We start from the raw sequence: 24,017 nt of genomic DNA on the forward strand, positions 1-24,017 counted from the left end.
CTCGCCCGGATGCGAGCCGGCCCGGGACGACGTGTACTGAAAGGAGAGCTCGCGCCGATACACGGGGAGACCAGCCATGACCACGGACTCGCCCCTGCAGATCGGAATGGTCGGGCTCGGCCGGATGGGCGCCAACCTGGTGCGGCGGCTCATGCGCGACGGCCACCGTTGCGTCGTCAACGACATCGGCCGCGACGCGGTCCAGGCCCTGGAGAAGGAGGGCGCGACCGCGGCCTTCTCGCTCGAGGAGCTGGCCGCGGCGCTGGAGCGCCCCCGCAGCGTCTGGCTGATGGTGCCCGCCGGAGCGGTGGAGTCCACGCTCGACGAGCTCGTGCCCCTGCTGGACGCCGACGACATCGTCGTCGACGGCGGGAACTCCTTCTACCTCGACGACATCACCCGGGCCGGCCGGCTCGCCCGGCACGGCATCCACTACGTGGACTGCGGCACCTCCGGCGGCGTCTGGGGCCTCGACCGCGGCTACTGCCTGATGATCGGCGGCGACGGGAAGGCCGTGACCCGGCTGGACCCGGTCTTCCGTACCATCGCCCCCGGCACCGGCAGCGCCGAGCCCACCCCCGGCCGGACCCGGGCCGGCGGAACGGCTCCCGAGGGTTATCTGCACTGCGGCCCCAGCGGCGCCGGGCACTTCGTGAAGATGGTCCACAACGGCGTCGAGTACGGGATGATGGCCGCCATCGCCGAGGGCCTCAGCATCATCCGGCACGCCGACGCGGGCCTGAGCGGCCGCACCGTCGACGCGGAGACCGCCCCGCTGCGCGACCCCGACGCCTACCGGTACGAGATCGACGTGGGCGAGGTCGCCGAGGTGTGGCGCCGCGGCTCGGTCGTCGGCTCCTGGCTGGTCGACCTGGTCGCCGATGCGCTCGCCCGCTCCCCCGGGCTCGACGCCTTCACCGGCCGGGTCTCCGACTCCGGCGAGGGCCGCTGGACGGTGCAGGCGGCGATCGACGAGAGCGTCCCCGCCCCGTGCATCGGTGCGGCGCTCAACCAGCGCTACGCCTCGCGCGGGCTGGACGAGTTCACCGGCAAGGTGCTCTCCGCGATGCGCAGCGAATTCGGGGGCCACGCCGAGAAGAAGGCGGAGAAGGAGCAGCCGTGACCGGCACCGGCCCGGCCCGTTCCGCCGAGCGGCACGGCCCGCTCCCCGAGGACCACGTCGTCGTGCTCTTCGGTGCGACGGGCGACCTGGCCCGGCGCAAGCTCCTGCCGGGCCTGTTCCACCTCGCCCGCGCCGGGCTGATGCCCGCCCGGTACCGCATCGTCGGCTCGGCGCCGGCCACCGAGGCGCTCGGTACCGAAGAGTTCCGCAAGCACGCCCGGGAGGCGGTCGCCGAGTTCGGCAGCGCCCGGCCCGAGGGCCCGGCCTGGCGGGAGTTCGAGGACGCGCTGTCCTTCGGCGCCGCCGACCCGGACGCCACCGGTCCGCTCCTGGCGGCCGTGCACGAGGCCGAGCAGGCCGTCGGCGGCAGCCCGCGCCGGCTCTTCCACCTGGCGGTGCCGCCGAAGGCGTTCCCCTCCGTGGTGGGCGAACTCGGCTCGTCCGGCCTGGCCGAGGGCGGCAGGCTGATCGTGGAGAAGCCCTTCGGCACGGACCTGGCGTCGGCTCGCGCGCTCGACGCGACCATCCACGCCGTCTTCGACGAGTCCCGGGTCTTCCGCATCGACCACTTCCTCGGCAAGGAGTCCGTCGACAACATCCTCGCCCTCCGGTTCGCCAACGGCCTCTTCGAACCCGTCTGGAACCGCAACCACATCAGCCACGTGCAGATCGACGTACCGGAGCAGCTCACCATCGAGGGCCGGGCCGGCTTCTTCGAGGGAACCGGCACCTTCCGCGACATGATCGTCACCCATCTCTTCCAGATCCTCGGTTTCGTGGCGATGGAACCCCCCGCCGCCCTCACCGCCCGTTCCCTGCGGCAGGAGAAGGACAAGGTCTTCGCCGCCCTGCGCCCCCTGGATCCGGCGCACGTCGTGCGCGGCCAGTACGAGGGGTACCGCGACGAACCCGGTGTCGACCCGCGCTCCGACACCGAGACGTTCGCCGCCCTGCGCGTGGAACTGGACAACTGGCGCTGGGCCGGAGTGCCCTTCTACCTGCGCTCGGGCAAGGCCCTGGGCCAGGGACGGCACATGGTGACGCTCGGCTTCCGCGAACCGGCCCTGCGCATGTTCCCCCTCACGACGCAGGACACCGCCGAGGGCCGCCACAACGCGCTGGTCATCGACTTCGACGACCCCGGCCGTATCACCACCCGCTTCCTCGCCAAGGAACCCGGCCCCGAAATGCGCCTCGGCGAGGCCGAGATGGTGTTCGCGTACACCGACTGCTTCACCACCGCCCACGCCCTGGAGGGCTACGAACGCCTCCTCCTCGACGCGATGCTCGGCGACCAGTCGCTGTTCACCAGCTCCGACGGCATCGAGCGCCTGTGGGAGGCCTCCGCCCCGCTGCTCAGCGACCCTCCGCCGGTACAGTCGTACGCGCCCGGATCCTGGGGACCGGAGAGCGTCCACCGGTTGATCCGCCCCTACCGCTGGTACCTGCCGGAGGAACGATGACCACCGACATGGGCGAGCTGCTGCTGATCCGGCACGGCCAGACCGAATGGAGCCGCACCGACCGGCACACCGGCCGCACCGACGTCCCCCTCACCCCGGAAGGCGAGGCGCAGGCCCGCGCGCTCGCCCCCGTCCTCGCCGCGCGGCGCATCACCGCCGTGCTGTGCAGCCCGCTGCAACGCGCGGTGCGCACGGCGGAGTTGAGCCTGCCGCGCGGGACGGGCGTGGCACTGGAGCCGGGGCTCATGGAATGGGACTACGGCGCGTACGAGGGCATGACCACGGCGCAGATCCAGCAGGCCCGGCCCGGTTGGGACCTGTGGCGCGACGGCGTCCCGACCGACGGCCCCGACCGCCCCGGTGAAACGCTCGCCCAGATCGGCAACCGCTGCGACAACGTCCTCGCCCGCGCCTGCGCCGCACTGGAGGAGACGGGCGGCGACGTCGCCCTCTTCGCCCACGGCCACGTGCTGCGCGCCCTGACCGCCCGCTGGCTGGGGCAGGGGACGGAAGCGGGCGGCCTGTACCGGCTGGGGACCGCCACGCTGTCCGTGCTCGGCACGGAGCACGCACGGCGGGTGATCACCGGGTGGAACATCCCGGCCCGACTTCGGTGAGGCTCTGCGGCGCGTTGCCGGGAGCAATGCGCCGCCGTCTCGCCCGTACCGACCGGGTCGACCACGGGTCCCGCACCCGGCACACCATCGAGCTCGCACCCCTGCTGGAACGGATCACTGCACGCCACCGGGCCACCCGCCCCACGACTGCCCGTCGCGGGCGCGGCGCCAGGCGGCGTCGGCCAGCAGGCGCAGGCCGTTGAGACCGACGATGACCGTCGAGCCCTCGTGCCCGGCGACACCGAGCGGCAGGGGCAGAGTGCCCACCAGGTCCCAGACGACCAGGCCGGTGATGAACACCGAGGCGATGACCAGGTTCTGCACCACCAGGCGGCGGGCGCGGCGTGAGAGAGCGACGACCGTGGGGATGGTGCCGAGTTCGTCGCGGACGACGACGGCGTCGGCGGTCTCCAGGGCGAGGTCGGAGCCGGCCCGGCCCATGGCGATGCCGGTGTGGGCAGCGGCCAGGGCGGGGGCGTCGTTGACGCCGTCGCCGACCACCAGCACCTTGCGTCCGGCCTTCGCCAGCTCGTCGACCGCCGTGACCTTGTCCTGGGGCAGCAGACCTGCGCGGACGTCGGTGATGCCGACTTCCTCGGCGAGGCGGGCGGCGGCGCGTGGGTTGTCGCCGGTGACCAGCACGGGTGCGGTGCCCGTCAGCGTGGCGAGAGCGGCGACGGTCGCGGCGGCTTCGTCGCGCAGGCGGTCGGCGATGCCGAGCACGCCGACCGGGATGCCGTCGACCTCGACGAGGACCGCGGTGCGGCCTTCCTGTTCCAGCTGTGCGGCCAGGCCGGCGGCAGGGTGGTCGTCGCGTCCGTCGAGCAGCCGGGCGGGGCTGCCGACGGCAACGGCCTTGCCGTCGACGGTGGCGGTGACGCCGGTGCCGGGAGCGGAGGCGAAGTCCTCCACCACGGGGGTGGTCAGGCCACGGGTGCGGGCGGCGTCCACGATCGCGCGGGCCAGCGGGTGCTCGCTGGGGTGCTCGGCCGCCGCCGCGAGGAGCAGCAGGGCCTCCTCGTCCGGACCGGAACCGGGCAGGGGGCGGATGTCGGTGACGCGGGGGGTGCCTTCGGTGAGGGTGCCGGTCTTGTCCAGCGCCACCTGGTCGACCTGCCCGAGCCGCTCCATCACCACGGCGGTTTTGACCAAAACGCCGTGACGCCCGGCATTGGCGATCGCGGAGAGCAGCGGCGGCATGGTCGCGAGCACGACCGCGCACGGTGAGGCGACGATCATGAAGGTCATCGCCCGCAACAGCGTGGGCTGGAGTGCGGCGCCGAAGAGCAGCGGCAGCGCGAACAGGGCCAGCGTGGCGGCGACCATGCCGATGGAGTACCGCTGTTCGACCTTCTCGATGAACAGCTGGGTGGGGGCCTTGGTCTCGGAGGCCTCCTCGACCATGGCCACGATCCGGGCGATCACCGAGTCCGACGGATCCCGCTCGACCTTCACCCGCAGGGCACCGGTGCCGTTGAGGGTGCCGGCGAACACCTCGTCCCCGGTCTCCTTGGTGACCGGGAGGGGCTCGCCGGTGATGGTGGCCTGGTCGACCTCGCTCGCCCCGTCCAGCACCCGGCCGTCTGCCCCGACGCGTTCACCTGGCCGGATCAGGATCGTGTCGCCGATGCGCAGGTCCGCACTCGGCACCGTCTCCTCGCTGCCGTCGTCGGCGACGCGGGTCGCGGTGGCAGGGGCGAGGTCGAGCAGACCGCGCACCGAGTCCGCGGTCCGGGCGGTGGCGACCGCTTCCAGGGCGCCGGAGGTCGCGAAGATGACGATCAGCAGCGCGCCGTCCAGCACCTGCCCGATCGCCGCCGCGCCGATCGCGGCCACGACCATCAGCAGGTCCACGTCGAGGGTCTTCTCGCGCAGGGCCTGAAGGCCCGCCCAGCCGGGTTCCCAGCCGCCGGTGAGGTAGGTCAGCGCGTACAGCGGGCCCCACGCCCACGCCGGGGCACCGAGCAGTTGCAGCGGCAGGGCGATCAGGAACAGCACCAGGGCAGCGGCCGCCCACCGCGCTTCGGGCAGGGCGAGGATCCGGGTACGGCGCCGGGGCGCTGCCACGTCACGGACGGTGTCGACCACCGGGGACGGACCGGTGAGGGTGGAGGTCATCGCAGCGGTGATCCTTCGTTCGCATGCGGGAGGGAGAGCGGGTCCAGCCCTTCCAACATACAGGAACAGATGAACATCGATTCATGCATTCATTCGGGCCGGTAGCATGAATCCATGGGTCATGGAGCCGCTCCCGCGAAGAACGCCGTCCCGCGCGCACGCCTGGACGCGACCAATGCCGCACAAGTGGCCAATACGCTCCAGGCGCTGGCCACTCCGTCCCGGCTGTTGATCCTCGCCCGCCTGCGCGACGGCTCATTGCCTGCCACGGAACTCGCCGCCGCGGTGGGCATGGAGCAGTCCGCCTGCTCCCACCAGCTGCGCCTGCTGCGCAACCTCGGCCTGGTCACGGGCACCCGCAAGGGCCGCTCCGTGGTCTACGCCCTCCATGACAACCACGTCGCAGAGCTCCTCGACCAGGCCCTCTACCACGTCGAGCATCTGCGACTCGGCCTTGCCGACACTCCCGTTCAGGCCGCCGAGCCGGAGGACGGTGCGGTCACCGTGCCGAACTCCTGACAGTCGGCCTGCACTTCTTCACATATGTGACACCTGTGATTCGCCCGTACGTCCTTTCGCGATGTTGATCTTTGAACGGCACGCCGTTCACCGGAAGGACCTGGATCGATGTCCGTCATGAAGTCCCGCATAGCCGCTCTCGCCGCGCTGGCAGCCGTCACGCTGCCGGCCGCTTCGCTGGCCGCCGCCACCGCGGCGCAGGCCGCTCCGGCACGGGCGGTGCCCGGTTACCAGACGTGGCAGGGCGACGTGGAGCAGGCCGTCGCCCCCGTGATTCCGTGGCTGGAGCACCGTGTCGGCGAGGGTGTCGAGAAGCCGGCCATCGTGCTGGACATCGACAACACCGCGCTGGAGACGTACTACCACGCGGGCCGGGCGAACAAGCCGGTGCTGAAGGTGGCCCAGTGGGCGAACGAGCACGGTGTGGCCGTGCTGTTCGTCACCGCCCGTACCTCCTCGTCCTCTGCGCAGCAGCAGTTGGAGGACGCCGGCTACCCCGTGGACGCCGTCTGCACGCGCGACCACGGGGAGAGCAAGGGCGAGGGCAAGGCCCGCTGCCGGGAGGAACTCACCGGGGACGGCTACACGATCACCGCCAACATCGGCAACCGCTCGACCGACTTCGAGGGCGGCTACTTCGAGAAGGGCTTCAAGCTGCCCGACTACAACGGCCAGTTGTCCTGACCGGACGGTCCCGCGCCCCGTAAGGGGCGCGGGGAACTGCGCGACCAGCCACGACACGCCCGCAGTCGACTTCCCCAGGGGCCTCGCCCCGACCCCCGGGGCGGTGCATCAACTGCGGGCCGGTGGGCGCCCCTTACGGGGCACAAGGATCCGCCGGACACGCCTCCTCGGCCTCCCCGGCCTCGACGACCATGCGCAGCAACGCATCCACCTCGGCCGGGGTGGTGTGCGGGTTGAGCAGGGTGAGCTTCAGCCGTACCCGGCCGGGGCCCTCGCCGGGGAGTTCGGTGCGGCCGACCACGGCCCTGCCCTCGTGCAGCAGGCGCCGTCGCAGCGCGGCGTTGATCCGGTCGGTCCCGGCCGGGTCGGCGGAGGCCGACCGGTAGCGGAAGACCACGGTGGTGAGCACGGGGGCCGTGTGCAGTTCGAGCGCCGGATGCTCCTCGACCGTCGCGGCCGCGTGGCGGGCGAGGTCGTGGCAGGCGTCGACGAGCCGGCCCAGGCCGGATCTGCCCAGCGTCCGCAGCGTCGCCAGGATCTTGAAGGCGTCGGGGCGGCGGGTGGTGCGCAGGGACAGTCCCAGCAGGCTGGGGTAGCCGGCCTCCTCGTCGTCGGCGGGGTTGAGGTAGACGGCCCGCCGGGCCAGCGGGGCGTACGTCTCGGCCCGGCGGACCAGGAACACCCCGGCCGGGGCCGGCTGCCAGCCCAGCTTGTGCCAGTCCAGGGAGACGGAGTCGGCCCGTCCGAGGCCGTCGAGCAGGGGGGCCAGGCGGTCGGACAGCAGGGCGCCGCCGCCGTAGGCGGCGTCCACGTGCAGCCATGCGCCGTACTCGGCGGCGAGATCGGCGATACGCGGCAGCGGGTCGATGCCGCCGGTGTCGGTGGTGCCCGCCGTCGCCACGACCGCCACCGGGATCTCGCCCTCCGCGACGGACTGCTTGAGGCACTGCTCCAGCGCGTCGGGGTCCATGCGCAGGTCGGCGTCGACGGGGACGGAGACCACCGCCGCCTCGCCGAGGCCGAGCACCGCGGCCGCCCGCTGCACGGAGAAGTGCGCGGCCGCGGAGGCGAAGAGACGGGGCGTCAGATGACTTGGCACGCCCGCCAGTTCGGTCGGGCGGCCGCTCTCGCGGCTCAGTTCCCGGTCGCGGGCGAGCATCAGGCCCATCAGGTTGGACTCGGTGCCGCCGGAGGTCACCACGCCCGCGGCCTGCGCCGGGTCGTAGCCGACCAGGGCGGCGAGCTCCCGCACCAGCGCGGTTTCCAGTTCGGTCGCGGCGGGCGCCTGGTCCCAGGAGTCCTGGGAGGGGTTGAGCGCGCTGACGGCCAGGTCGGCGGCGACGGCCACGGCGAGCGGCGGGCAGTGCAGGTGGGCGGCGCAGGCCGGGTCGGCGGGGTCGGCGCTGCCCCGGGCGAGCAGGGTGGTGAGGTGCGCGAGGGCGTCCGTATCTCCCTGCGCAGCAAGGGAGTCGGCCACCTGGGCAGCCACGCCGGCGGGTCCGCCCGCCGGCAGCGGGCCGTTGCGGTGCCGTGCTCCTTCGGCGAGGGAGTCGAGGACGGCGGCGAGCAGGGGGCGCAGGGCGTCGGGGCCGTGGACGCCTCCGGCCAGGGCCGGGGCGTCGGGGATGCCGTGGTGAGCGTGTGCGGTCACGGCCGGCCGCCCGTCGTGGCCGCGGCGGCCTCGGCGATCGCGTCCGTCAGGCGGTCCAGGACCGCCTCGGCCTGCTCGTCGGTGATGGTCAGGGGCGGCAGCAGGCGGAGCACGGCGTCGTGCCGGCCGCCGAGTTCGACGATGAGGCCGCGGGCGAGGCAGCCTGCGCGGACCCGGGCGGCGAGCTCGGGGGCGGCGGGGTGTGCGCCGCAGGCGTCCGGCGCGCCGCCGGGGTCGACGAACTCGACGCCGATCATCAGGCCTCGCCCGCGGACGTCGCCGATCACGGGGAGTTCGCCGCGCAGCGCCGTCAGCCGTTCCGTCATCCGGGCGCCGACGACCGCGGCGCGCTCGGCCAGACCGGCCGCGGCGATGTGCCGCAGGGTCGCGGCGCCGGCCGCCATGGCGAGGGTGTTGCCGCGGAAGGTGCCGGTGTGCGCTCCGGGCTGCCAGCCGTCGTAGTCCTCGTGGTAGACGACGACCGCCATGGGCAGGCTGCCGCCGATGGCCTTGGAGAGCACCATGACGTCGGGCACGATCCCGCTGTGCTCGACGGCCCACATCGCGCCCGTGCGCCCGGCCCCGGTCTGGACCTCGTCGACGATGAGGGGGATGCCGCGCTCGGCGGTGATCCGCCGCATCTCGCGCAGCCACCCGTCGGGGGCGGGGATGACGCCGCCCTCGCCCTGGACCGCTTCGAGGATCATGGCGGCGGGCGGCAGCACGCCGCCGGACGGGTCGTCCAGCAGCCGCTCCACGTAGGCGGCCGACAGCTCGGCGCCGCGTTCGCCGCCGACGCCGAAGGGGCAGCGGTAGGCGTAGGGGTAGGGCAGGCGGGTCACTTCGCCGCCGGTGGGCAGCGGTTGCTTCACGGCGACGTTGCCGGTCGCGGCGAGCGCGCCGGCGGTCATGCCGTGGTAGGCCCCAGTGAAGGCGAGCACGCCGCGGCGGCCGGTGGCGGTCTGGGTCAGCTTCAGTGCGGCCTCGACGGCATCCGTGCCGGCGGGGCCGCAGAAGTGCACCTTGGCGCTCTCGGCGAAGTCCCGGGGCAGGTTCTCGAAGAGGGCGCCGGTGTAGTCGTCCTTCTCGGCCGTGGCCAGGTCGAGCACGTGGAGCGGGGCCCCGCTGTCGAGGGTGCGCCGGAGGGCGTCGAGCACCACGGGGTGGTTGTGGCCGAGGGCCAGCGTCCCCGCGCCGGAGAGGCAGTCGAGGTAGCGGCGGCCGTCCGCGCCTTCCACCGTCATGCCGTCGGCACGGACCGGGACGATGGGGAACGTGCGCGCATAGGTCCGCGCGGCGGACTCACGGGCGTGCTGGCGGTGCAGGACGGCGTCCCGGGTGTGGTGGGGGGTGCCGGTGGCGAGGGTCATCGCGGTAACTCCTGGGAATCCGGGCAGGGGTGGGCGCCCGGTGAGCGAGGTGCGAGTTTGCGGGGCAGGGTCTGCGCCCCGTAGGGGCGCGGGGCTGTTGACATATGCGGCTCCGCCGCGTGGGCGCGACCAGCCACGACGCGCCCGCAGTCGACGTTCCCGAGGCCCCGGCCCGCAAGGGGCGCAACGCCCTAGAACGGCCTGTGTTCCCGGTCGGTGAGGTGGGACGGGGCACCGATGCCGTCGGCCAGCGCCGGGTCCGGTTCCAGCGCGCCCCATTGCTGACGGAGCGGCAGGACGCCTGCCCAGAGTCCGAGTTCGGCGTCGGGGCCGTCACCGTCGTCCGGCGGTCCGGTGCGGATCTTCACCGAGGCCTCCGCCAGATCCAGCGCGAGCAGAGCGGTCGCGGCGAGTTCCTTGCGGCTGGGCCGGCGCGCGTAGTCCCACTGGCCGGGGGTGACGTGCTCGGTGAGACGGCGCAGGCCCGCGAGCTTCTCCTCGGGGTCGGTGACGAGCCGGGGCACGCCGTAGACCATGGCGCTGCGGTAGTTGACCCCGTGCTCGAAGACGGAGCGGGCCAGTACCAGGCCGTCGACGTGGGTGACGGTCACACAGACGGGTGCCTGCGGCGAGGCGACCAGGCTGCGGCTGGCGACCGAGCCGTGGAAGTAGAGCGTTCCGGCGGTGGCCCCGTACACGGTCGGCACCACCATGGGAGTGCCGTCCACCACCACGCCGAGGTGGCAGAGGAATCCGGCCTGCAGGACGGCGTCGAGATCGGCACGGCTGTGGCTGCCCTGCTCGCGCAGGCGTCGGTGCCGGGTGCGTTCGGTCTCGGGGAGGACGTCGGGCGGCACGTTCGGCGCCTGCTCGGTCATATCGCGGCTTTCTCATCGGTGCGACTCGAACGAACCGTTCGAAGACGAGCGTCAGATTGCCTGCACCGGGGGCGTTTTGGCAAGGGAGGTCCTGATCACCCGGTCCGGTACCGGGCATGAACCCAGTATTTGATCAAGTAGCCGTGGAACGCTTGCCATTGGGACGCGACTGCGCAAGGGTGTGCGAACGGAACCCGCCTTATGACGCCTTGATGACGAAAGTACGGGGATGACGACAGAAACACACCCCGCAGCAGAGCCGCTCGACCTCCTGGGCGTGGGAGTCGGCCCGTTCAACCTCTCGCTCGCCGCACTGGCCGACGGGGTCCCCGGCCTGCGCACTGCGTTCTTCGACCGGAACCACGAGTTCCGCTGGCACCCGGGCCTCCTGATCGAGGGCACCACGCTCCAAGTCCCCTTCCTTGCCGACCTCGTGAGCCTGGTCGATCCCGCCAGCCCCTGGTCGTTCCTCGGCTACCTCAAGGCCACCGAGCGGCTCTTCCCGTTCTACTTCGCCGAGAAGTTCCACATCGACCGGGCCGAGTACGACGCCTACTGCCGGTGGGCCGCCGAGGCACTTCCCCACTGCCGCTTCGGCCACCAGGTCGACGCCGTCGCGTGGGACGAGGAGCGCCAGGCGTTCGCCGTCGACCACACCTACGAGAGCGCGGGCGGCGAAGAGGTGTCGGCGGGCCGGGAGTTCACCCGGAACCTCGCCCTCGGCATCGGAACGGAGCCGTCCGTTCCTGCGGTATTCCGTCCCCTCGTGGCCGACGCGGCAGTCACCGCCCTCCACTCCGCCGACTACCTGACACATCGCCAGGACCTGCTCGCCAAGCGGCACATCACCGTCGTCGGTTCGGGGCAGTCCGGCGCCGAGGTCTTCCTCGACCTGCTGCGCGCCCGCCCGGCCGGCGCCGAGGGCATCCAGTGGATCAGCCGCTCCCCCGCCTTCGCGCCCATGGAGTACTCCAAGCTGGGCCTGGAGCAGTTCACCCCCGACTACACCCGCTACTTCCACCGCCTGCCCGAGCAGACCCGCGACACACTGCTGCCCGCACAGTGGCAGCTGTACAAGGGGGTCAGCGGGGACACCCTCGGCGACATCCACGACGAGCTCTACCGGCGCACCATCGGCGGCGGCTGGCCCGACGCCGTGCTGCGCCCCGCGACGGGCGTCGTCGGCGCCCGCAGCCTGGACGGCCGCATCGAGCTGGAGCTGGAGCACACCCAGGAGGGCGGCCGCGAGACCCTCGTGACCGACGCGGTCGTCCTCGCCACCGGCTACGCCGAGCGCCCCGCCGACGCCCTCCTGCGCGGCCTCGACCCGTTCCTGGTGCGGGACTCCGCCGGACGGCCGGAGGTCGACGCCGACCAGCGGCTCGTCCTCGAAGGCCCCGTCCGCGGCTCGGTCTTCGTCCAGAACGCCGAGCGGCACACCCACGGCGTCGGCGCACCGGACCTCGGGCTCGCGGCCTGGCGGTCGGCGGTCATCCTCAACGCGCTGACCGGCCGGGAGGTCCACCGCCTGCCGTCCCGGACCGCCTTCACCACTTTCGGGATCCCCCCGGTCCCCGGCCCGGCCGGCGCCGGCGCATCCGGCCGCGCGGCGGGGTCCGCCGCCCGGGCCTGACCGCCGCCCGGGCCCCGGCCACCGCCGGGCGCGTCCGCACCCCGTCCCACCCGAGAACCCGGAGCAGCCATGCTGATCAGAAAAACGGGCGACGACCAGCTCGTCGACGCCTACGGCATCCGCTTCCAGCAGATCTACCCCCACGGCGGGGAGGAGCTGGCCCCCTGGGGCGTAGGCCGCGCCGTCGTCGAGCCCGGAGGGGCCACCGAGCCGCACAGCCACGACGACCACGAGATGTTCGTGTTCCTCTCCGGGCGGGGCGTCCTCACCGTCGACGACGAGGAGTGCGAGGTCGGCCCCGAGGTCACCGCCCTCCTGCCGGCCGGCAGCCTGCACCACGTGCGCAACGCCAGTGACACCGAGCGGCTGGTCTTCCTCTCGGTGTACTGGCCCGTCCCGCACGGACCGATCGACCTCTGATCCACCCTGTGCCGACCCGGGCCGCGCGCCCCGGCACCCCGCTTCCGACCGGAGCCCACATGCCCTCCTTCACCCTGGTCACCGCAGCGCCTCCCACCCCCAACGGCGACCTTCACCTCGGCCATCTGTCGGGCCCGTACTCGGGCGCGGACATCCGGATCCGGGCCCACCGGCTCCTCGGCGGGGAGGGCCTGTTCCTCACCGGCTCCGACCTCCACCAGAGCTACGTGCCGACCAAGGCCCGGCGCGACGGCAGCGACCCGCTGGAGATGGCGGAGGGCTTCGCCGACGAGATCGCCCGCATCTTCGACTCGGCCGGTTTCGCCCCCGACGTCTACGTCCGGCCCTGGCGCTCGGAGCTGCACACCGACCTCGTCCGCGAGTTCTTCGCCCGCCTCCACGCCCGGGGAGCGCTGCAGGTCCGCACCGAACAGGCCCTGTTCTGCGCCGACTGCGACCGCTACCTCTTCGAGGCGCACCTCACCGGCAAGTGCCCGCACTGCGGCGCCGGCAGCGACGGCAACTCGTGCGAGAACTGCGCCCTGCCCAACCGGGTCACCGACGTGATCGCCCCCGTGTGCAACGCGTGCGGCGGCCGGCCCGTGGAACGCGCCGTCGAGCGGCTGGTCTTCCCGCTCAGCGAGTACGCCGAGCGGCTGCGCGCCTTCCACGCGGCCACCGCGATGAGCCCCCAACTGGAGGCGCTGTGCGCCGACATGATCGACCGGGGGCTGCCGGACATCCCGGTCGGCCACCCCACCGACTGGGGCCTGCCCATGCCCGTCCCCGGCTTCGAGGACCACCGCATCTACGTCTGGGCCGAGATGATGCCCGGCTACTTCGCGGAGCTGGCCGAGGCCCTGCGCGCTGCGGGCCGGGACCCCGAGGAGTGGCGCACGGTCTGGAACCACCCCGAGACCGGGATCGTCCAGTTCTTCGGCTTCGACAACGGCTACTTCCACGCCCTGCTGCAGCCCGCTCTGCTCATGGCCTACGACCCCGACTTCCAGCTGCCCGGGGCGCTGGTGACCAACGAGTTCTACCAGCTGGGCGCGTCCAAGTTCTCCACCAGCAGGCGCCACGCCATCTGGGCCGACGACCTGCTGGCCGCGGTCCCCGCGAGCACCGCACGGTTCGTCCTCGCCCATGACCGGCCCGAGAACGAGCGGACGTCCTTCACCTGGAGCCGCTTCCACGAGCTGGCCGACCAGGAACTCGCCGGACGCTGGCAGTCCTGGCTCACCGGGCTGTTCACCCGGCTCGCCACCCAGGCCGACGGCGCGATACCCGCCGGTGCTCCGCTGCCCTCCCAGGAGCGGTTCCTCCGCCTGCTGGAGGGCATCGCCGAGCAGTGCCTGGAGGCCTACTCCCCCGCCGCCTTCTCGCCCCGCCGCGCCACCCGGCTGCTGTGCGAACTCGTCACCTGCGCGCAGGACTTCGCCGCCGCCCAGAGCCGCACGCGCGACGCGGGACGGACCGCCGGCGCACTCGCCGCAGAGGCCGCCGCCGCCCGCCTGCTCGCCCAGCTCGCCCACCCGGTCATGCCGGAGTTCGCCGAACAGCTGTGGACCGCGCTCGGCGAGACCGGCACCCCGCACTGGGACGGCGTGCGCCTGCCCGCCGCCGGGCAGCGCGTCGAGACCGGGGCCCGCTTCTTCGAGGCGCTGCCCGCAGACCTCGAAGAGCAGGTCATGAAGCCGTGACGGGGTCCTGGTGAGCTTCGAGTGAGCAGAACGGCCCTGGTGGTCGGAGCGGGCGTCTTCGGCCTCTCCGTCGCCCGCGCACTCGCCCTGCGCTCCTGGTCCGTACGGGTCGTCGACCCCAACGAGCCGGGGACGCAGGGCCCTTCGAGCGCCGAGACCCGCATCCTGCGCTGCGCGCACGGCGCCGACTCCTGGTACACGGAGCTGGCCCACCGTGCAACGGCCGCATGGCGGGCGCTGGAACGGGAGTCCGGCCGCCGGCTCCTGCTCCCGACGGGGGTGCTCACCCTCGGCCCGCCGGAGGACGACGCCTGGGAACGGGCCGCCGCCGCGCACCTCGCCCGCCTGGGCATCCCCGCCGACGTCCTGCCGACGGCGGCCGTCGGCCACCGCTTCCCCGGCTTCGCCACCGGCTCCCAACCCTCCGGCGGCACGGCCCTGTTCGAGCCGGAGGCCGGGGTGCTCCTGGCCCGCCGGGCGGTGACCGCACTCGCGGAATCCGCCGCCGAGCGGAACGCCGTGCTGCTCAGGGCCGCGGCCCGCCCCGACGGCGGCACCGCCGTCGTCGAGGGCGAGCCCTGCCGCACCGACCTCACCGTCTGGGCCGTCGGCACCGCGCTGCCCGCGCTCTTCCCCGGGCTGACCACTGTCCGCCCGGTGCGCCAGGACAGCTGGTACCTGCCGCCCGAGGGCCCCTGGACGGCGGGCGCCGGCCGACCCGCCTGGCTGGACCGGGCCCACGGCTGCTACGGCATCCCCGCCGTGGGAACCCACGGCGTCAAGGTCGTCCCCGACGTGGAGACGCCGCCCGGTGCCCCGGCCGACCCCGTTCCCGCCGACGCCCCGGAAGCGCTCCGCACCTACCTCCGTACCCGCCTGCCCGATCTCGCCGGCTCCCCCGTCACCCACCGCGAGGTGTGCTCGTACGCGCTCACCGCCGACGAGCACTTCCTCCTGGACCGCCATCCGGGCCGCTCCGACGTCTGGATCGTCGGCGGCGACTCCGGGCACGGCTTCAAACACGGCCCCGCATGGGGCGAGTTCGTCTGCGACGTCGTCGAGGGCCGGCGTGCGGCCCCGCGGCGCTTCGCCCTCCGCTGACGCGCCCCACCCCGGAGAAGCCTGTGCCACCCGTCCTGTGGATCCTCACCGCCGCCGCGTTCACCGTCGGCACGGACGCCTATGTGATCGCCGGGGTCCTGCCGGACCTGGCCTGGGACCTCGGGGTCACGGTCGGTGCGGCGGGCCAGCTGGTCACCGTGTTCGCCGCCGTCTACGCCCTGTCCGCTCCGGTCGTCTCCTCGCTCACCGCCTCGCTCTCCCGCCGGAGCGCACTGGCCGCCGCGCTGGCGGTGTTCACCGCCGGGAACGCGCTGACCGCCGTCGCCCCCGGCTACGGGCTGGTCGTGCTCGGCCGGATCGTGGCGGCCGCCGGTGCGGCCGGGTTCACGCCCGCGGCCTCGGCGGCGGCCGCGGACCTGGTGCCGCCCCGCCACCGGGCGAAGGCCCTGGCCGCCGTGATCGGCGGGATCACCACCGCCACCGCACTCGGCGTACCGCTGGGCACCCTGGCGGCGGGGGCGCTCGGCTGGCGGGCCACGCTCGGCGGTGTGGCGGTGCTCGGCCTGGTGGCACTCGTCGGCGTGGCCGCACGGCTGCCGGCCCTGCCGCCGGGCACCCGGTACACGCTCGCCGAGCGCTTCGCCGGGCTCAGGAACCCCGCGGTCCTCGCCGTGCTCGTGGTCTCGCTGTTCACCGTCACCTCGGAACAGGTGGTCTACACCTACATCGGGACCGCCCTGGCACCCGCCACCGGGGCCCGGGCCGGCGTGCTCGCCGCGCTCCTGCTCGTCTTCGGCCTGGGCGCGCTCGTCGGCAACGCGGTGGCGGGCTGGGCCACGGACCGGTTCGGCAGCCGGATCACGCTGCTGCTCGCGGTCGGCGGGATGACCGCGGACCTGGCGCTGCTGCCCTGGTGGTGCCGGAGCCTGCCGGCCGCGGCGGCGGCGATGTGCTGCTGGGGGCTCACCGCCTGGATGTACGTCGTCCCCCAGCAGCACCGGCTGCTGTTCCTCGCCCGCCCGGGCGGACCCCTGGCCGTCGCCCTGCACAGCTCCGTGCTCTACCTGGGCATGGCCGTGAGCGGCGCGCTGGGCGGCGCGGTCCTGCAGTTCGGCCCGCCGCCCTGGCTCGCCCTGCCGGCCGTGCTGCTCGGCGCACTTGCCGTGGGGGTCGCGGCCGTCGGATACGGCAGAGAGCCGGGATCCGCATGAACACTCTGCAGGAACGACAAAGGCAAGGAGCACTACCGCTCCTTGCCACTCTCAACTTATAGCGTACTAGGGGCCTTGCGGCAAGGCCCCGGTCATGGCGCAGAATCTCCGGCCGAGGCCAGAAACGCACAGAGCGGCTGGCCCGCGTTCGACCTGTTCAATGGGGGATTTTGTGATCGACGTGATCGTGGCCGGCGGCGGACCGACCGGCCTCATGCTGGCCGGCGAGTTGCGACTGCACGGCGTGCGCGTGGTCGTGCTGGAGAAGGAAGCAGAGCCGGCCGCGTTTGTCCGCGCGCTCGGCCTGCACGTGCGCAGCATCGAAGTGATGGACCAGCGCGGTCTGCTGGAGCGGTTCCTCGAGAACGGCCGGCAGTACCCGCTCAGCGCGGGCTTCTTCGCCGGCATTCCCAAGCCCGCGCCCGAGCTGGACACCACGCACTCCTACGTCCTGGGCATACCGCAGCCCGTCACCGACCGTCTGCTGGCCGAGCGTGCCACCGAGCTCGGCGCCGAGATCCGGCGCGGCTGCGCACTGGCCGGGCTGAGCCAGGACGAGGACGGAGTGACCGTCGAGCTGAACGACGGTACGCAGCTGCGCTCGCGCTACCTCGTCGGCTGCGACGGCGGCCGCAGCACGGTGCGCAAGCTGCTCGGTATCGGCTTCCCCGGTGAGCCCACCAGGGTCGAGACGCTGCTGGGCGAGATGGAGGTGGGCGTTTCCCCGGAGACGGTGGCGGAGGTGGTGGCCGAAGTCCGCAAGACCCAGAAGCGGTTCGGCCTCGGACCGTTCGGGGAGGGTGTGTACCGCGTCGTCGTGCCCGCCGACGGACTGGCCGAGGACCGCACGGTCCCGCCGACTCTCGAGGAGTTCAAGCAGCAGCTGCGGGCGGTCGCCGGCACCGACTTCGGCGTGCACTCGCCGCGCTGGCTGTCCCGGTTCGGCGACGCCACCCGGCAGGCCGAGCGCTACCGCGTCGGCCGGGTGCTGCTGGCCGGCGACGCCGCGCACATCCACCCGCCGACCGGCGGGCAGGGCCTCAACCTCGGCGTCCAGGACGCGTTCAACCTCGGCTGGAAGCTGGCCGCCGAGGTCGACGGCTGGGCTCCGGAGGGGCTGTTGGACACCTATCAGGCCGAGCGGCACCCGGTGGCCGCCGACGTGCTGGACAACACCCGCGCGCAGATGCATCTGATGTCCACCGAGCCGGGTGCCCAGGCGGTGCGTCGGCTGGTGTCGGAACTGATGGACTTCGAGGAGGTGAACCGGCATCTGACCGAGAAGATCACGGCGCTCGGGGTCCGCTACGACTTCGGCGAGGGCCACGACCTGCTCGGCCGGCGGATGACGGACATGAAGCTGCAGCAGGGGCGCCTCTACGAGCTGATGCACGGCGGCCGCGGGCTGCTGCTCGACCGGACCGGCAGGCTCTCGGTGGAGGGCTGGGCGGACCGCGTCGACCACGTCGTCGACGCCGCCGACGAACTGGACGTGCCCGCAGTGCTGCTGCGGCCGGACGGCCACGTGGCGTGGGTCGGCGAGGACCAGCAGGATCTGCTCGGCGGGCTGTCCCGGTGGTTCGGGGCTGCCGCCGCCTGAGCGCGCAGCGCTTCATGACGTAACCCCCCTTCCGGCGCGCTGTTTCCGTCCGCCTCCTCGGGCGCAGTATCGAGAGAGGGGCACGGCAGAGGGCCGGAGGGGGACGTCATGACGGTGATCGTGGGGCTCGTGCACAACGGGCGGGTGCATCTGGGCGGCGACTCGGCCGGTGTCGCCGGCCTCAGGCTCACCGTCCGCCGGGATCCGAAGATCTTCCGCAACGGCCCCTACGCCATGGGCTTCACCACCAGCTTCCGCATGGGTCAGCTGCTGCATCACGCGTTCAAGGCACCCACGCCCAAGGGCGACCTGGACCGGTTCATGACCACCGTGTTCGTCGACAGACTGCGCGCCTGCCTCAAGGACGGCGGCTGGGCGCGCAAGGACTCCGAGCAGGAGCAGGCCGGGACGTTCCTCGTCGGCGTCCACGGCCGCCTGTTCGCCGTCTACGACGACTATCAGATAGCCGAACCGGCCGACGGATACGCGGCCGTGGGGTGCGGGGGCGAGTTCGCACTCGGCGCCCTGCACGCCACCGCGGGCCTGGACCTCAAGCCCCGCGAGCGGCTGGCGATGGCGCTCGCGGCCGCCGGCCACCACAGCGCCGGGGTCTCCACGCCGTTCAGCTACGTCACCGCGCGCAAGGGCCCCTCCTGAGCCGGCAGGTGTCCTGCTCTCTACCCCCTCCCCTTCGCCCCCTCCTACGATGAAGTCCTCCCGGGGGAAGGGTTGTTGACGTTGACAGTCGGAAACGGCGGGGCCGGTCGGCGCGTCGAGCATGCCGTCGCCTGGACCATCAAGAACCTGGACGCGGTCGTCGCCATGGGCGCGGCCCTGGTCATCGGCCTGATGGAGATCTTCGATCACCATCTCGGGCCGGGCATAGGCTCCGGGGCGACCCTGCTGGTGCTCGGCGCACTGGTCTACGGCAACCTCGCCGAGCGGCGGCACCGGATGGCCGACATCCGCGAGGCCACGACCGGGGCGCAGCGGGCGATCGAGGACCTGGTCATGGTGAAGTCGCTGTCGGGCGGCGATCTGGAACGGGCGCTGGACCGGGCCCGTCAGACCACCGAGCGCTGGGTGTTCAAGGGCGGGACGGGGACGTATCTGCGGGCGGTGACCCTGCCGGTCTGCGTGCAGCAGGCCCGGATCCACCGCCGCCCCCTGTCCATGAAGATCGACATCGTGAATCCGTCCGACGAGCGGGCGTGCGCGGCGTACGCGCGGTTCCGGCAGACCTTCGCCCACCGGCTGGACTTCATGCCGTCCGACCCCTGGAGCGTCGACCGGGCCCGGAAGGAGTCCTTCGCCACGGTGCTCGCCGTCTGCTGGTACCGGCAGCGGCTGGACACCCTGGAGGCCGAGGTCTATCTGTCCTCGGGCGTTCCGACGCTGCGGTTCGACCTGTCCGACTCGTGCCTCATCATCACGCAGGACGATCCGAGACGGGCCAATCTGCTGGTGGAGCGCGACCGGCCGCTGTACGACTACTACGTCACCGAGCTCCACCAGAGCCGGGAGCAGGCGGCCACCGTCGATCTGCGCCACGCCGAGCCGCTGAGCGAGGAGCCCACCGTCGACGAGGCCCACCGGCTCTTCGAGAGCATCGGACTGACCCTGCCCACGGCCTTCTCCGACCCGGATGTGGGCGAGATCATCGACAAGGCGCTGCATGCGGAGAACCCCTACCGGAGGTGACCTGCGCAGCGGGAGGCGCCGTGGACGACCGATCAGTGGACCACCGGCTCTTCGATCAGGCAGTGGACGGCCGGTGCGGAACGGGGCCGCTGGTCCGGGCCGCCCGTTCCGTGCTCGGCGACATCGCCGCCGGGCGGCGGGAGATGCGCGCCGTCCGGCATCCCCTGGGCTTCCTCTGCTTTCCCGTGGAGCGCGACGGCGGCTGCGGCGTCTGCATCCACGTCTTCGGCGCCGACGCGCACGGGACGCACAAGGCAACATCCGCACTGACCACGTCGCCGGTGCATGCCCACAGCTGGGACCTGACCAGTTGTGTGCTGTACGGGCAAGTGGTCAACGTTCCGGTGCAGGTGACGGATCATCAGGAGCAGCCGACGCACCGCGTCTTCGAGATCGTCAGCGATCCCGCGGGAGTCGACGAACTCCGGCCGACGCCCCGCCTGGTGACGCACGAGCCGGGCGTGGCGCAGACCAGTGGCGCCGGAGAGGTCTACACCCTTCCCGCCGGGGAGTTCCACACCACCCTCGTGTCCGGCCGGAGCGCCGCGACCGTGCTGCTGGGCTGCTCCCGGCCGGGCGGCCGTGACCTCTCCCTCGGGCCGCTGCATGGCGCGGGGCACCGGGTGGTACGACAGCAGTGCGACGCCGAGCAGTCCGCCCGCACCGCGGGCTCCGTCCTCAGGAGGATCCATGCTCCTCACCGCCGATGATGCGCAGGACCCGCCGCTGCCTGCATCCCGCTTCGCCGCCGAGCACCGGCTGGCGGTGAGCGCCGCGCGCGAGGCCGGCGCGCTGCTGCGCGCGCACCTCCGGGGCGAGGCCGCCCAGCAGTACGCGGTCCGGTCCAAGGGGTCTCTCGGGGACGTCGTCACCGATCTGGACACCATGGCCGAGGACGTCATCGTGCAGCGGATCCGGGCGGGCTTCCCGCACGACCGGATCCTCGCCGAGGAGGCCGGGGAGCTGGCCGGTGCCGCGGCCAACGGCCGTACGTGGCTGGTGGATCCGCTGGACGGCACCAACAACGTGGCCATCGGACTGACCGCCTGCGTCGTCGGCATCGCCCTGTGCGCGGACGGCGTGCCCGTCGTCGGCGTGGTGCACGACCCGGTCACCGGCAGGACGTGGTCCGCACTGCACGGTTACGGGGCCCGGGGGCCGCACGGGCCCCTGCGGGTCGCCTCCCGTACGCCCTCGCCCGCCGGGCCCCTGCTGGGCTGGACCCAGGGGTACGGGGTGGCCCGCGACGACCCCCTGGCGCGCACCCTGCGGGCGGGGCTCGAACGCAACTCCCGGCGGCTGCTGCAGCTGTGGGCTCCCTTGCTGACGTGGTCCATGCTGGCCCGCGGCGACATCGACGGGTTCGTCGGCTACCGCGCGGAGGCCGTCGACCTGCCGGCCGGGGCACTGCTCGCCATGGAGGCGGGCGTCGAGATCCGCACCCTGGACGGGGGGCCGTTCCCCGGCGGTGTCACCGGTCCGGACACCGACCGCAGCTTCGTCGCCGGGCGGCCGGAGGACATGTCGTATCTGATCGGCCTGGTCAACGGCTGCCGCATGAACTCCTGACGACGAGGCGCTGCTGAACTGCAGGAAGCCGATGACGAGTTCGGGGAAGTGATCCGGCCGCTGCCGGGATATGGGACGCGTGTGCCCTCTTGTGCCTGAGAGCTGCGTGGTGTGTGCTGGCGCGCGTCCCGATCCCCGGCACCGAGGTGGACCATGACCGAGCTCTCCCGTCGGCGGCTGCTCTCATCGACACTGGGCGGCGGCGGCCTCGCCGCCGCACTCACCCTGCTCCCGCCCAATCTGAGACGCGCCATGGCGGATGCGCCCGGACGGCTGGAGAAGCTGGACGACATCGAGCACGTCGTGATCCTGATGCAGGAGAACCGGTCGTTCGACCACTACTTCGGCACGATGCGCGGGGTCCGGGGCTTCGACGACCCGCACGCCGTGACCCTGCCCGGCGGGCGCTCGGTCTTCTACCAGCCGGACCCGGCCAACCCCGACGGCTACCTCCTGCCCTTCCACCTCGACACCCTGAACACCAGCTCGCAGGCCATCCCCTCGACGAGCCACGCGTGGACGGTGCAGCACAGCGCGGTCAACGGCGGCCGGATGGACAACTGGCTCCCCGCGCACCGCAAGGCCGACGGCGAGCGGAACGGCCCGTACACCATGGGCTATTACCGGCGCGAGGACATCCCCTTCCACTTCGCCCTGGCCGAGTCCTTCACCCTCTGCGACGCCTACCACTGTTCGGTCCTCGGCCCGACCTGGCCGAACCGGCTCTACCACTGGACGGGGACGATCGACCCGAACGGGCGGCACGGCGGTCCCGTCATCAGCAACTCGATCCCGTCGCCCTTCCGCTGGACGACCTACCCGGAGCGGCTGACCGAGGCGGGCGTGTCCTGGCACGTCTACCAGGAGGAGGACGACTACGGCTGCAACCCCCTGGAGTTCTTCCAGGCCTTCCAGGACGCCCGGCCCGGGGATCCGCTCTACGAGCACGGTCTGACCATCGGCCCGGCCGGTGCGTTCGAACGCGATGCACGGGCCGGTCGGCTGCCCACCGTGTCCTGGATCATCCCCACGTCCCCGCAGTGCGAGCACCCGGACTACCTCCCCGCAGCCGGTGCCGACTACCTCGCCGGGCTGCTGGACGCCGTCGCCGCGAACCCGGACGTCTGGCGCAGGACCGTGTTCATCATCAACTACGACGAGAACGACGGCCTGTTCGACCACGTGGTCCCGCCGCTGCCGCCGCAGGGCACGCCGGACGAGTTCGTCGGCGGACAGCCGATCGGGGGCGGCATCCGGGTGCCGTGCATCATCGTCTCGCCGTGGACCCAGGGCGGGTTCGTGGCGAGCGAGCCCTTCGACCACACCTCCGTCCTGCGCTTCCTGGAGCGCCTCACCGGAGTGCGCGAGCCGAACATCAGCGACTGGAGACGCCGGACCTTCGGCGACCTCACCTCCGCGCTCGGCCTGCCCGGTGACCGCGCCTTCCCGCCGCTGCCGCCGACCAGGGACCGGTTCTGGGACGCGGAGCACAACGTCGCCACACTGCCGCCGGTGACCATCCCGGGCGAGGACCAGAGCCCGCCGCACCAGGAGGAACCGGACGCGCGCACGAGATCCACGCCCGCCCCGGCACCGCGCGGCAGAGCGAAGAGCCTGATCGGCGCCCCCCGCCCGTACACCATGAGCCGCATCGTCGAGAACGCCACCACGCACAAGGACGACTTCCCGCACGGCACCGCGGGAACCGACTTCCCCGGCACCCAGGACGCGGTGTCCGGGAACGCCCCGCGCACGGGCCCGCACGTCTACACGGCATGCATCGTCAGCAACACCGTCTCCGTCGTCGACGCGGCGAGCCACAAACTCGTGGCCAGCATCTATGCCGGCACCAACCCCTTCGGCGCGGCCAGGACCCCCGACGGCAGCAAGGTCTACATCAGCAACTCCGGCGCGAGCAACGTCTCCGTCCTGGACACCGCGAAGGGCCGCATCGTCACCACCGTCCCCGTGGGTCTCTTCCCGCACGGGGTGGCGGTCTCCCCGGACGGCGCGTACCTCTACGTCGCCGCCACCGGCCCGGCCACCGGAGCCGACGGATCGCGCTCCCTCTCGGTCGTCGACACCGGCTCCGACAAGCTCAGCGACACCTGGGAGACCGGTCTCGCACCGCGCTGCGTGGCTGCCGGTCCCGACGGGCGGACGCTCTACGTGACCTGCTCCGACGGCCTGTCCGTGATGGACGCCGAACAGGGCGAGGTCCGGCACACGTTGACCGACCAGGCAGAGGCCAACGGCGTGGCCGTGCACCCGGACGGACAGCACGTCTACGTCGTCAACACCCTCCAGAACACCCTGTCCGTCGTCGACGCCGCAGGCGGGCGGACCGGCGAACGCATCCGCGTCGGCAAGACCCCCTGGCAGGTCGCCGTGAGCCCGGACGGCTCGCGCGTCTACGTCACAGGCGCCAACGACGACACCGTGACCGTGCTCGACGCCCGCACCCACCGGGTGATCGCCACGGTGCGCGTGGCCCACGTACCGACGGGCATCACGGCCGTCGGCGACACGGTCTGGGTGTCCACGAACGCGTCCAGCACGGTCGACGCGATCGACGCGAGGACGCTGAAGGTCGTCGGCAGCGCTCCCCTGGGGCTGGCCGCCTCCCCGAGCGGACTGGTGGTCGCCTGACCGGACGCGCCCCGTAAGGGGCGCGAGGAACTGCGCGACCAGCCAC

Annotated in this window: 20 protein-coding genes and 1 pseudogene; 17 read left to right on the plus strand and 4 right to left on the minus strand. The window is 72.8% G+C overall.

From position 1 onward, the window contains the following. Positions 1–76 precede the first annotated feature (76 nt). The 3 genes from gnd to ACWD4B_RS05095 are packed head-to-tail and all read left to right on the plus strand — an operon-like array spanning position 77 to position 3,203. Positions 77–1,123, plus strand: a complete 1,047-nt coding sequence (gnd, locus tag ACWD4B_RS05085; protein ID WP_451419460.1) for a phosphogluconate dehydrogenase (NAD(+)-dependent, decarboxylating) — start codon at positions 77–79, stop codon at positions 1,121–1,123. Then, positions 1,120–2,586, plus strand: a complete 1,467-nt coding sequence (zwf, locus tag ACWD4B_RS05090) for a glucose-6-phosphate dehydrogenase (RefSeq protein WP_451419461.1) — start codon at positions 1,120–1,122, stop codon at positions 2,584–2,586. The genes gnd and zwf overlap by 4 nt, the downstream gene beginning before the upstream one ends. Before the next feature lie 8 nt (positions 2,587–2,594). After that, complete coding sequence (locus ACWD4B_RS05095; protein ID WP_451419529.1) at positions 2,595–3,203, plus strand: histidine phosphatase family protein; 609 nt, start codon at positions 2,595–2,597, stop codon at positions 3,201–3,203. Positions 3,204–3,317: 114 nt separating this feature from the next. Here ACWD4B_RS05095 and ACWD4B_RS05100 read toward each other — a convergent pair whose 3' ends face one another. Further along, positions 3,318–5,321 (minus strand): heavy metal translocating P-type ATPase, encoded by a 2,004-nt coding sequence (locus tag ACWD4B_RS05100; RefSeq protein ID WP_451419462.1) that lies wholly within the window; start codon positions 5,319–5,321, stop codon positions 3,318–3,320. A 114-nt stretch (positions 5,322–5,435) separates the two neighbouring features. Between ACWD4B_RS05100 and ACWD4B_RS05105 the strand changes: the two genes are divergently transcribed. Beyond that, positions 5,436–5,840 carry an ArsR/SmtB family transcription factor gene (locus ACWD4B_RS05105; RefSeq protein ID WP_451419463.1) on the plus strand — a complete coding sequence of 135 codons (405 nt, stop codon included), beginning with the start codon at positions 5,436–5,438 and terminating at the stop codon, positions 5,838–5,840. 108 nt (positions 5,841–5,948) lie between these two features. Further along, positions 5,949–6,524, plus strand: coding sequence for an HAD family acid phosphatase (locus tag ACWD4B_RS05110; protein ID WP_451419464.1), 576 nt, complete (start codon positions 5,949–5,951; stop codon positions 6,522–6,524). Positions 6,525–6,657: 133 nt separating this feature from the next. On the opposite strand, the gene ACWD4B_RS05115 is transcribed toward ACWD4B_RS05110, so the two are convergent. From ACWD4B_RS05115 to ACWD4B_RS05125, 3 genes are all read right to left on the minus strand, one after another. Continuing rightward, positions 6,658–8,175 (minus strand): pyridoxal phosphate-dependent decarboxylase family protein, encoded by a 1,518-nt coding sequence (locus ACWD4B_RS05115; protein WP_451419465.1) that lies wholly within the window; start codon positions 8,173–8,175, stop codon positions 6,658–6,660. Beyond that, positions 8,172–9,545, minus strand: a complete 1,374-nt coding sequence (locus ACWD4B_RS05120; protein WP_451419466.1) for a diaminobutyrate--2-oxoglutarate transaminase family protein — start codon at positions 9,543–9,545, stop codon at positions 8,172–8,174. Before ACWD4B_RS05120 ends, ACWD4B_RS05115 begins: the two co-directional genes overlap by 4 nt. Positions 9,546–9,736: 191 nt before the next feature. Continuing rightward, on the minus strand, positions 9,737–10,423 hold the full coding sequence (locus ACWD4B_RS05125; protein ID WP_451419467.1) for a pyridoxamine 5'-phosphate oxidase family protein: 687 nt from the start codon (positions 10,421–10,423) through the stop codon (positions 9,737–9,739). Positions 10,424–10,652: 229 nt separating this feature from the next. Here ACWD4B_RS05125 and ACWD4B_RS05130 point away from each other — a divergent pair, with 229 nt between their 5' ends. The 12 genes and pseudogenes from ACWD4B_RS05130 to ACWD4B_RS05185 all read left to right on the plus strand — a co-directional run bounded on the left by ACWD4B_RS05130 (position 10,653) and on the right by ACWD4B_RS05185 (position 23,971). Further along, positions 10,653–12,056 (plus strand): lysine N(6)-hydroxylase/L-ornithine N(5)-oxygenase family protein, encoded by a 1,404-nt coding sequence (locus tag ACWD4B_RS05130; RefSeq protein WP_451419468.1) that lies wholly within the window; start codon positions 10,653–10,655, stop codon positions 12,054–12,056. Positions 12,057–12,125: 69 nt separating this feature from the next. After that, a complete protein-coding gene (locus ACWD4B_RS05135) occupies positions 12,126–12,476 on the plus strand; it encodes a cupin domain-containing protein (protein WP_451419469.1) in 351 nt (116 codons plus the stop codon). A 59-nt stretch (positions 12,477–12,535) separates the two neighbouring features. Next, entirely contained in the window at positions 12,536–14,179 is a 1,644-nt protein-coding gene (locus tag ACWD4B_RS05140) for a methionine--tRNA ligase (protein WP_451419470.1), read from the plus strand. A gap of 21 nt (positions 14,180–14,200) precedes the next feature. After that, positions 14,201–15,280, plus strand: coding sequence for an FAD-dependent oxidoreductase (locus ACWD4B_RS05145; protein ID WP_451419471.1), 1,080 nt, complete (start codon positions 14,201–14,203; stop codon positions 15,278–15,280). Positions 15,281–15,303: 23 nt separating this feature from the next. Beyond that, positions 15,304–16,452: an MFS transporter gene (locus ACWD4B_RS05150; RefSeq protein WP_451419472.1), complete on the plus strand. Its 1,149-nt coding sequence runs from the start codon at positions 15,304–15,306 to the stop codon at positions 16,450–16,452. A 172-nt stretch (positions 16,453–16,624) separates the two neighbouring features. Next, positions 16,625–18,052 carry a rifampin monooxygenase gene (gene rox / locus ACWD4B_RS05155; protein ID WP_451419473.1) on the plus strand — a complete coding sequence of 476 codons (1,428 nt, stop codon included), beginning with the start codon at positions 16,625–16,627 and terminating at the stop codon, positions 18,050–18,052. Positions 18,053–18,160: 108 nt separating this feature from the next. Next, complete coding sequence (locus ACWD4B_RS05160) at positions 18,161–18,709, plus strand: hypothetical protein (protein ID WP_451419474.1); 549 nt, start codon at positions 18,161–18,163, stop codon at positions 18,707–18,709. 75 nt (positions 18,710–18,784) lie between these two features. After that, positions 18,785–19,753, plus strand: a complete 969-nt coding sequence (locus ACWD4B_RS05165; RefSeq protein WP_451419475.1) for a hypothetical protein — start codon at positions 18,785–18,787, stop codon at positions 19,751–19,753. Between the two features lie 20 nt (positions 19,754–19,773). Further along, on the plus strand, positions 19,774–20,463 hold the full coding sequence (locus ACWD4B_RS05170; protein WP_451419476.1) for a hypothetical protein: 690 nt from the start codon (positions 19,774–19,776) through the stop codon (positions 20,461–20,463). Further along, entirely contained in the window at positions 20,444–21,322 is an 879-nt protein-coding gene (locus tag ACWD4B_RS05175) for an inositol monophosphatase family protein (protein WP_451419477.1), read from the plus strand. The genes ACWD4B_RS05170 and ACWD4B_RS05175 overlap by 20 nt, the downstream gene beginning before the upstream one ends. 153 nt (positions 21,323–21,475) lie before the next feature. Next, positions 21,476–22,897 (plus strand): annotated as a pseudogene (locus ACWD4B_RS05180) (alkaline phosphatase family protein); the annotation flags it as partial. Positions 22,898–22,963: 66 nt separating this feature from the next. Then, positions 22,964–23,971, plus strand: coding sequence for a YVTN family beta-propeller repeat protein (locus ACWD4B_RS05185; protein WP_451419530.1), 1,008 nt, complete (start codon positions 22,964–22,966; stop codon positions 23,969–23,971). Positions 23,972–24,017 lie beyond the last annotated feature (46 nt).

Source organism: Streptomyces sp. NPDC002536, assembly GCF_053594995.1.

Excerpts from the sequence above, each read along its gene's own strand:
- ACWD4B_RS05095 (WP_451419529.1), top strand. The coding sequence starts at position 2,595 with ATGGGCGAGCTGCTGCTGATCCGGCACGGCCAGACCGAATGGAGCCGC.
- ACWD4B_RS05125 (WP_451419467.1), bottom strand. The coding sequence starts at position 10,423 with ATGACCGAGCAGGCGCCGAACGTGCCGCCCGACGTCCTCCCCGAGACC.
- ACWD4B_RS05185 (WP_451419530.1), top strand. The coding sequence starts at position 22,964 with ATGAGCCGCATCGTCGAGAACGCCACCACGCACAAGGACGACTTCCCG.
- ACWD4B_RS05140 (WP_451419470.1), top strand. The coding sequence starts at position 12,536 with ATGCCCTCCTTCACCCTGGTCACCGCAGCGCCTCCCACCCCCAACGGC.
- gnd (WP_451419460.1), top strand. The coding sequence starts at position 77 with ATGACCACGGACTCGCCCCTGCAGATCGGAATGGTCGGGCTCGGCCGG.
- ACWD4B_RS05130 (WP_451419468.1), top strand. The coding sequence starts at position 10,653 with ATGACGACAGAAACACACCCCGCAGCAGAGCCGCTCGACCTCCTGGGC.
- ACWD4B_RS05110 (WP_451419464.1), top strand. The coding sequence starts at position 5,949 with ATGTCCGTCATGAAGTCCCGCATAGCCGCTCTCGCCGCGCTGGCAGCC.
- ACWD4B_RS05160 (WP_451419474.1), top strand. The coding sequence starts at position 18,161 with ATGACGGTGATCGTGGGGCTCGTGCACAACGGGCGGGTGCATCTGGGC.
- ACWD4B_RS05135 (WP_451419469.1), top strand. The coding sequence starts at position 12,126 with ATGCTGATCAGAAAAACGGGCGACGACCAGCTCGTCGACGCCTACGGC.
- ACWD4B_RS05100 (WP_451419462.1), bottom strand. The coding sequence starts at position 5,321 with ATGACCTCCACCCTCACCGGTCCGTCCCCGGTGGTCGACACCGTCCGT.
- ACWD4B_RS05105 (WP_451419463.1), top strand. The coding sequence starts at position 5,436 with ATGGGTCATGGAGCCGCTCCCGCGAAGAACGCCGTCCCGCGCGCACGC.
- ACWD4B_RS05120 (WP_451419466.1), bottom strand. The coding sequence starts at position 9,545 with ATGACCCTCGCCACCGGCACCCCCCACCACACCCGGGACGCCGTCCTG.
- ACWD4B_RS05175 (WP_451419477.1), top strand. The coding sequence starts at position 20,444 with ATGCTCCTCACCGCCGATGATGCGCAGGACCCGCCGCTGCCTGCATCC.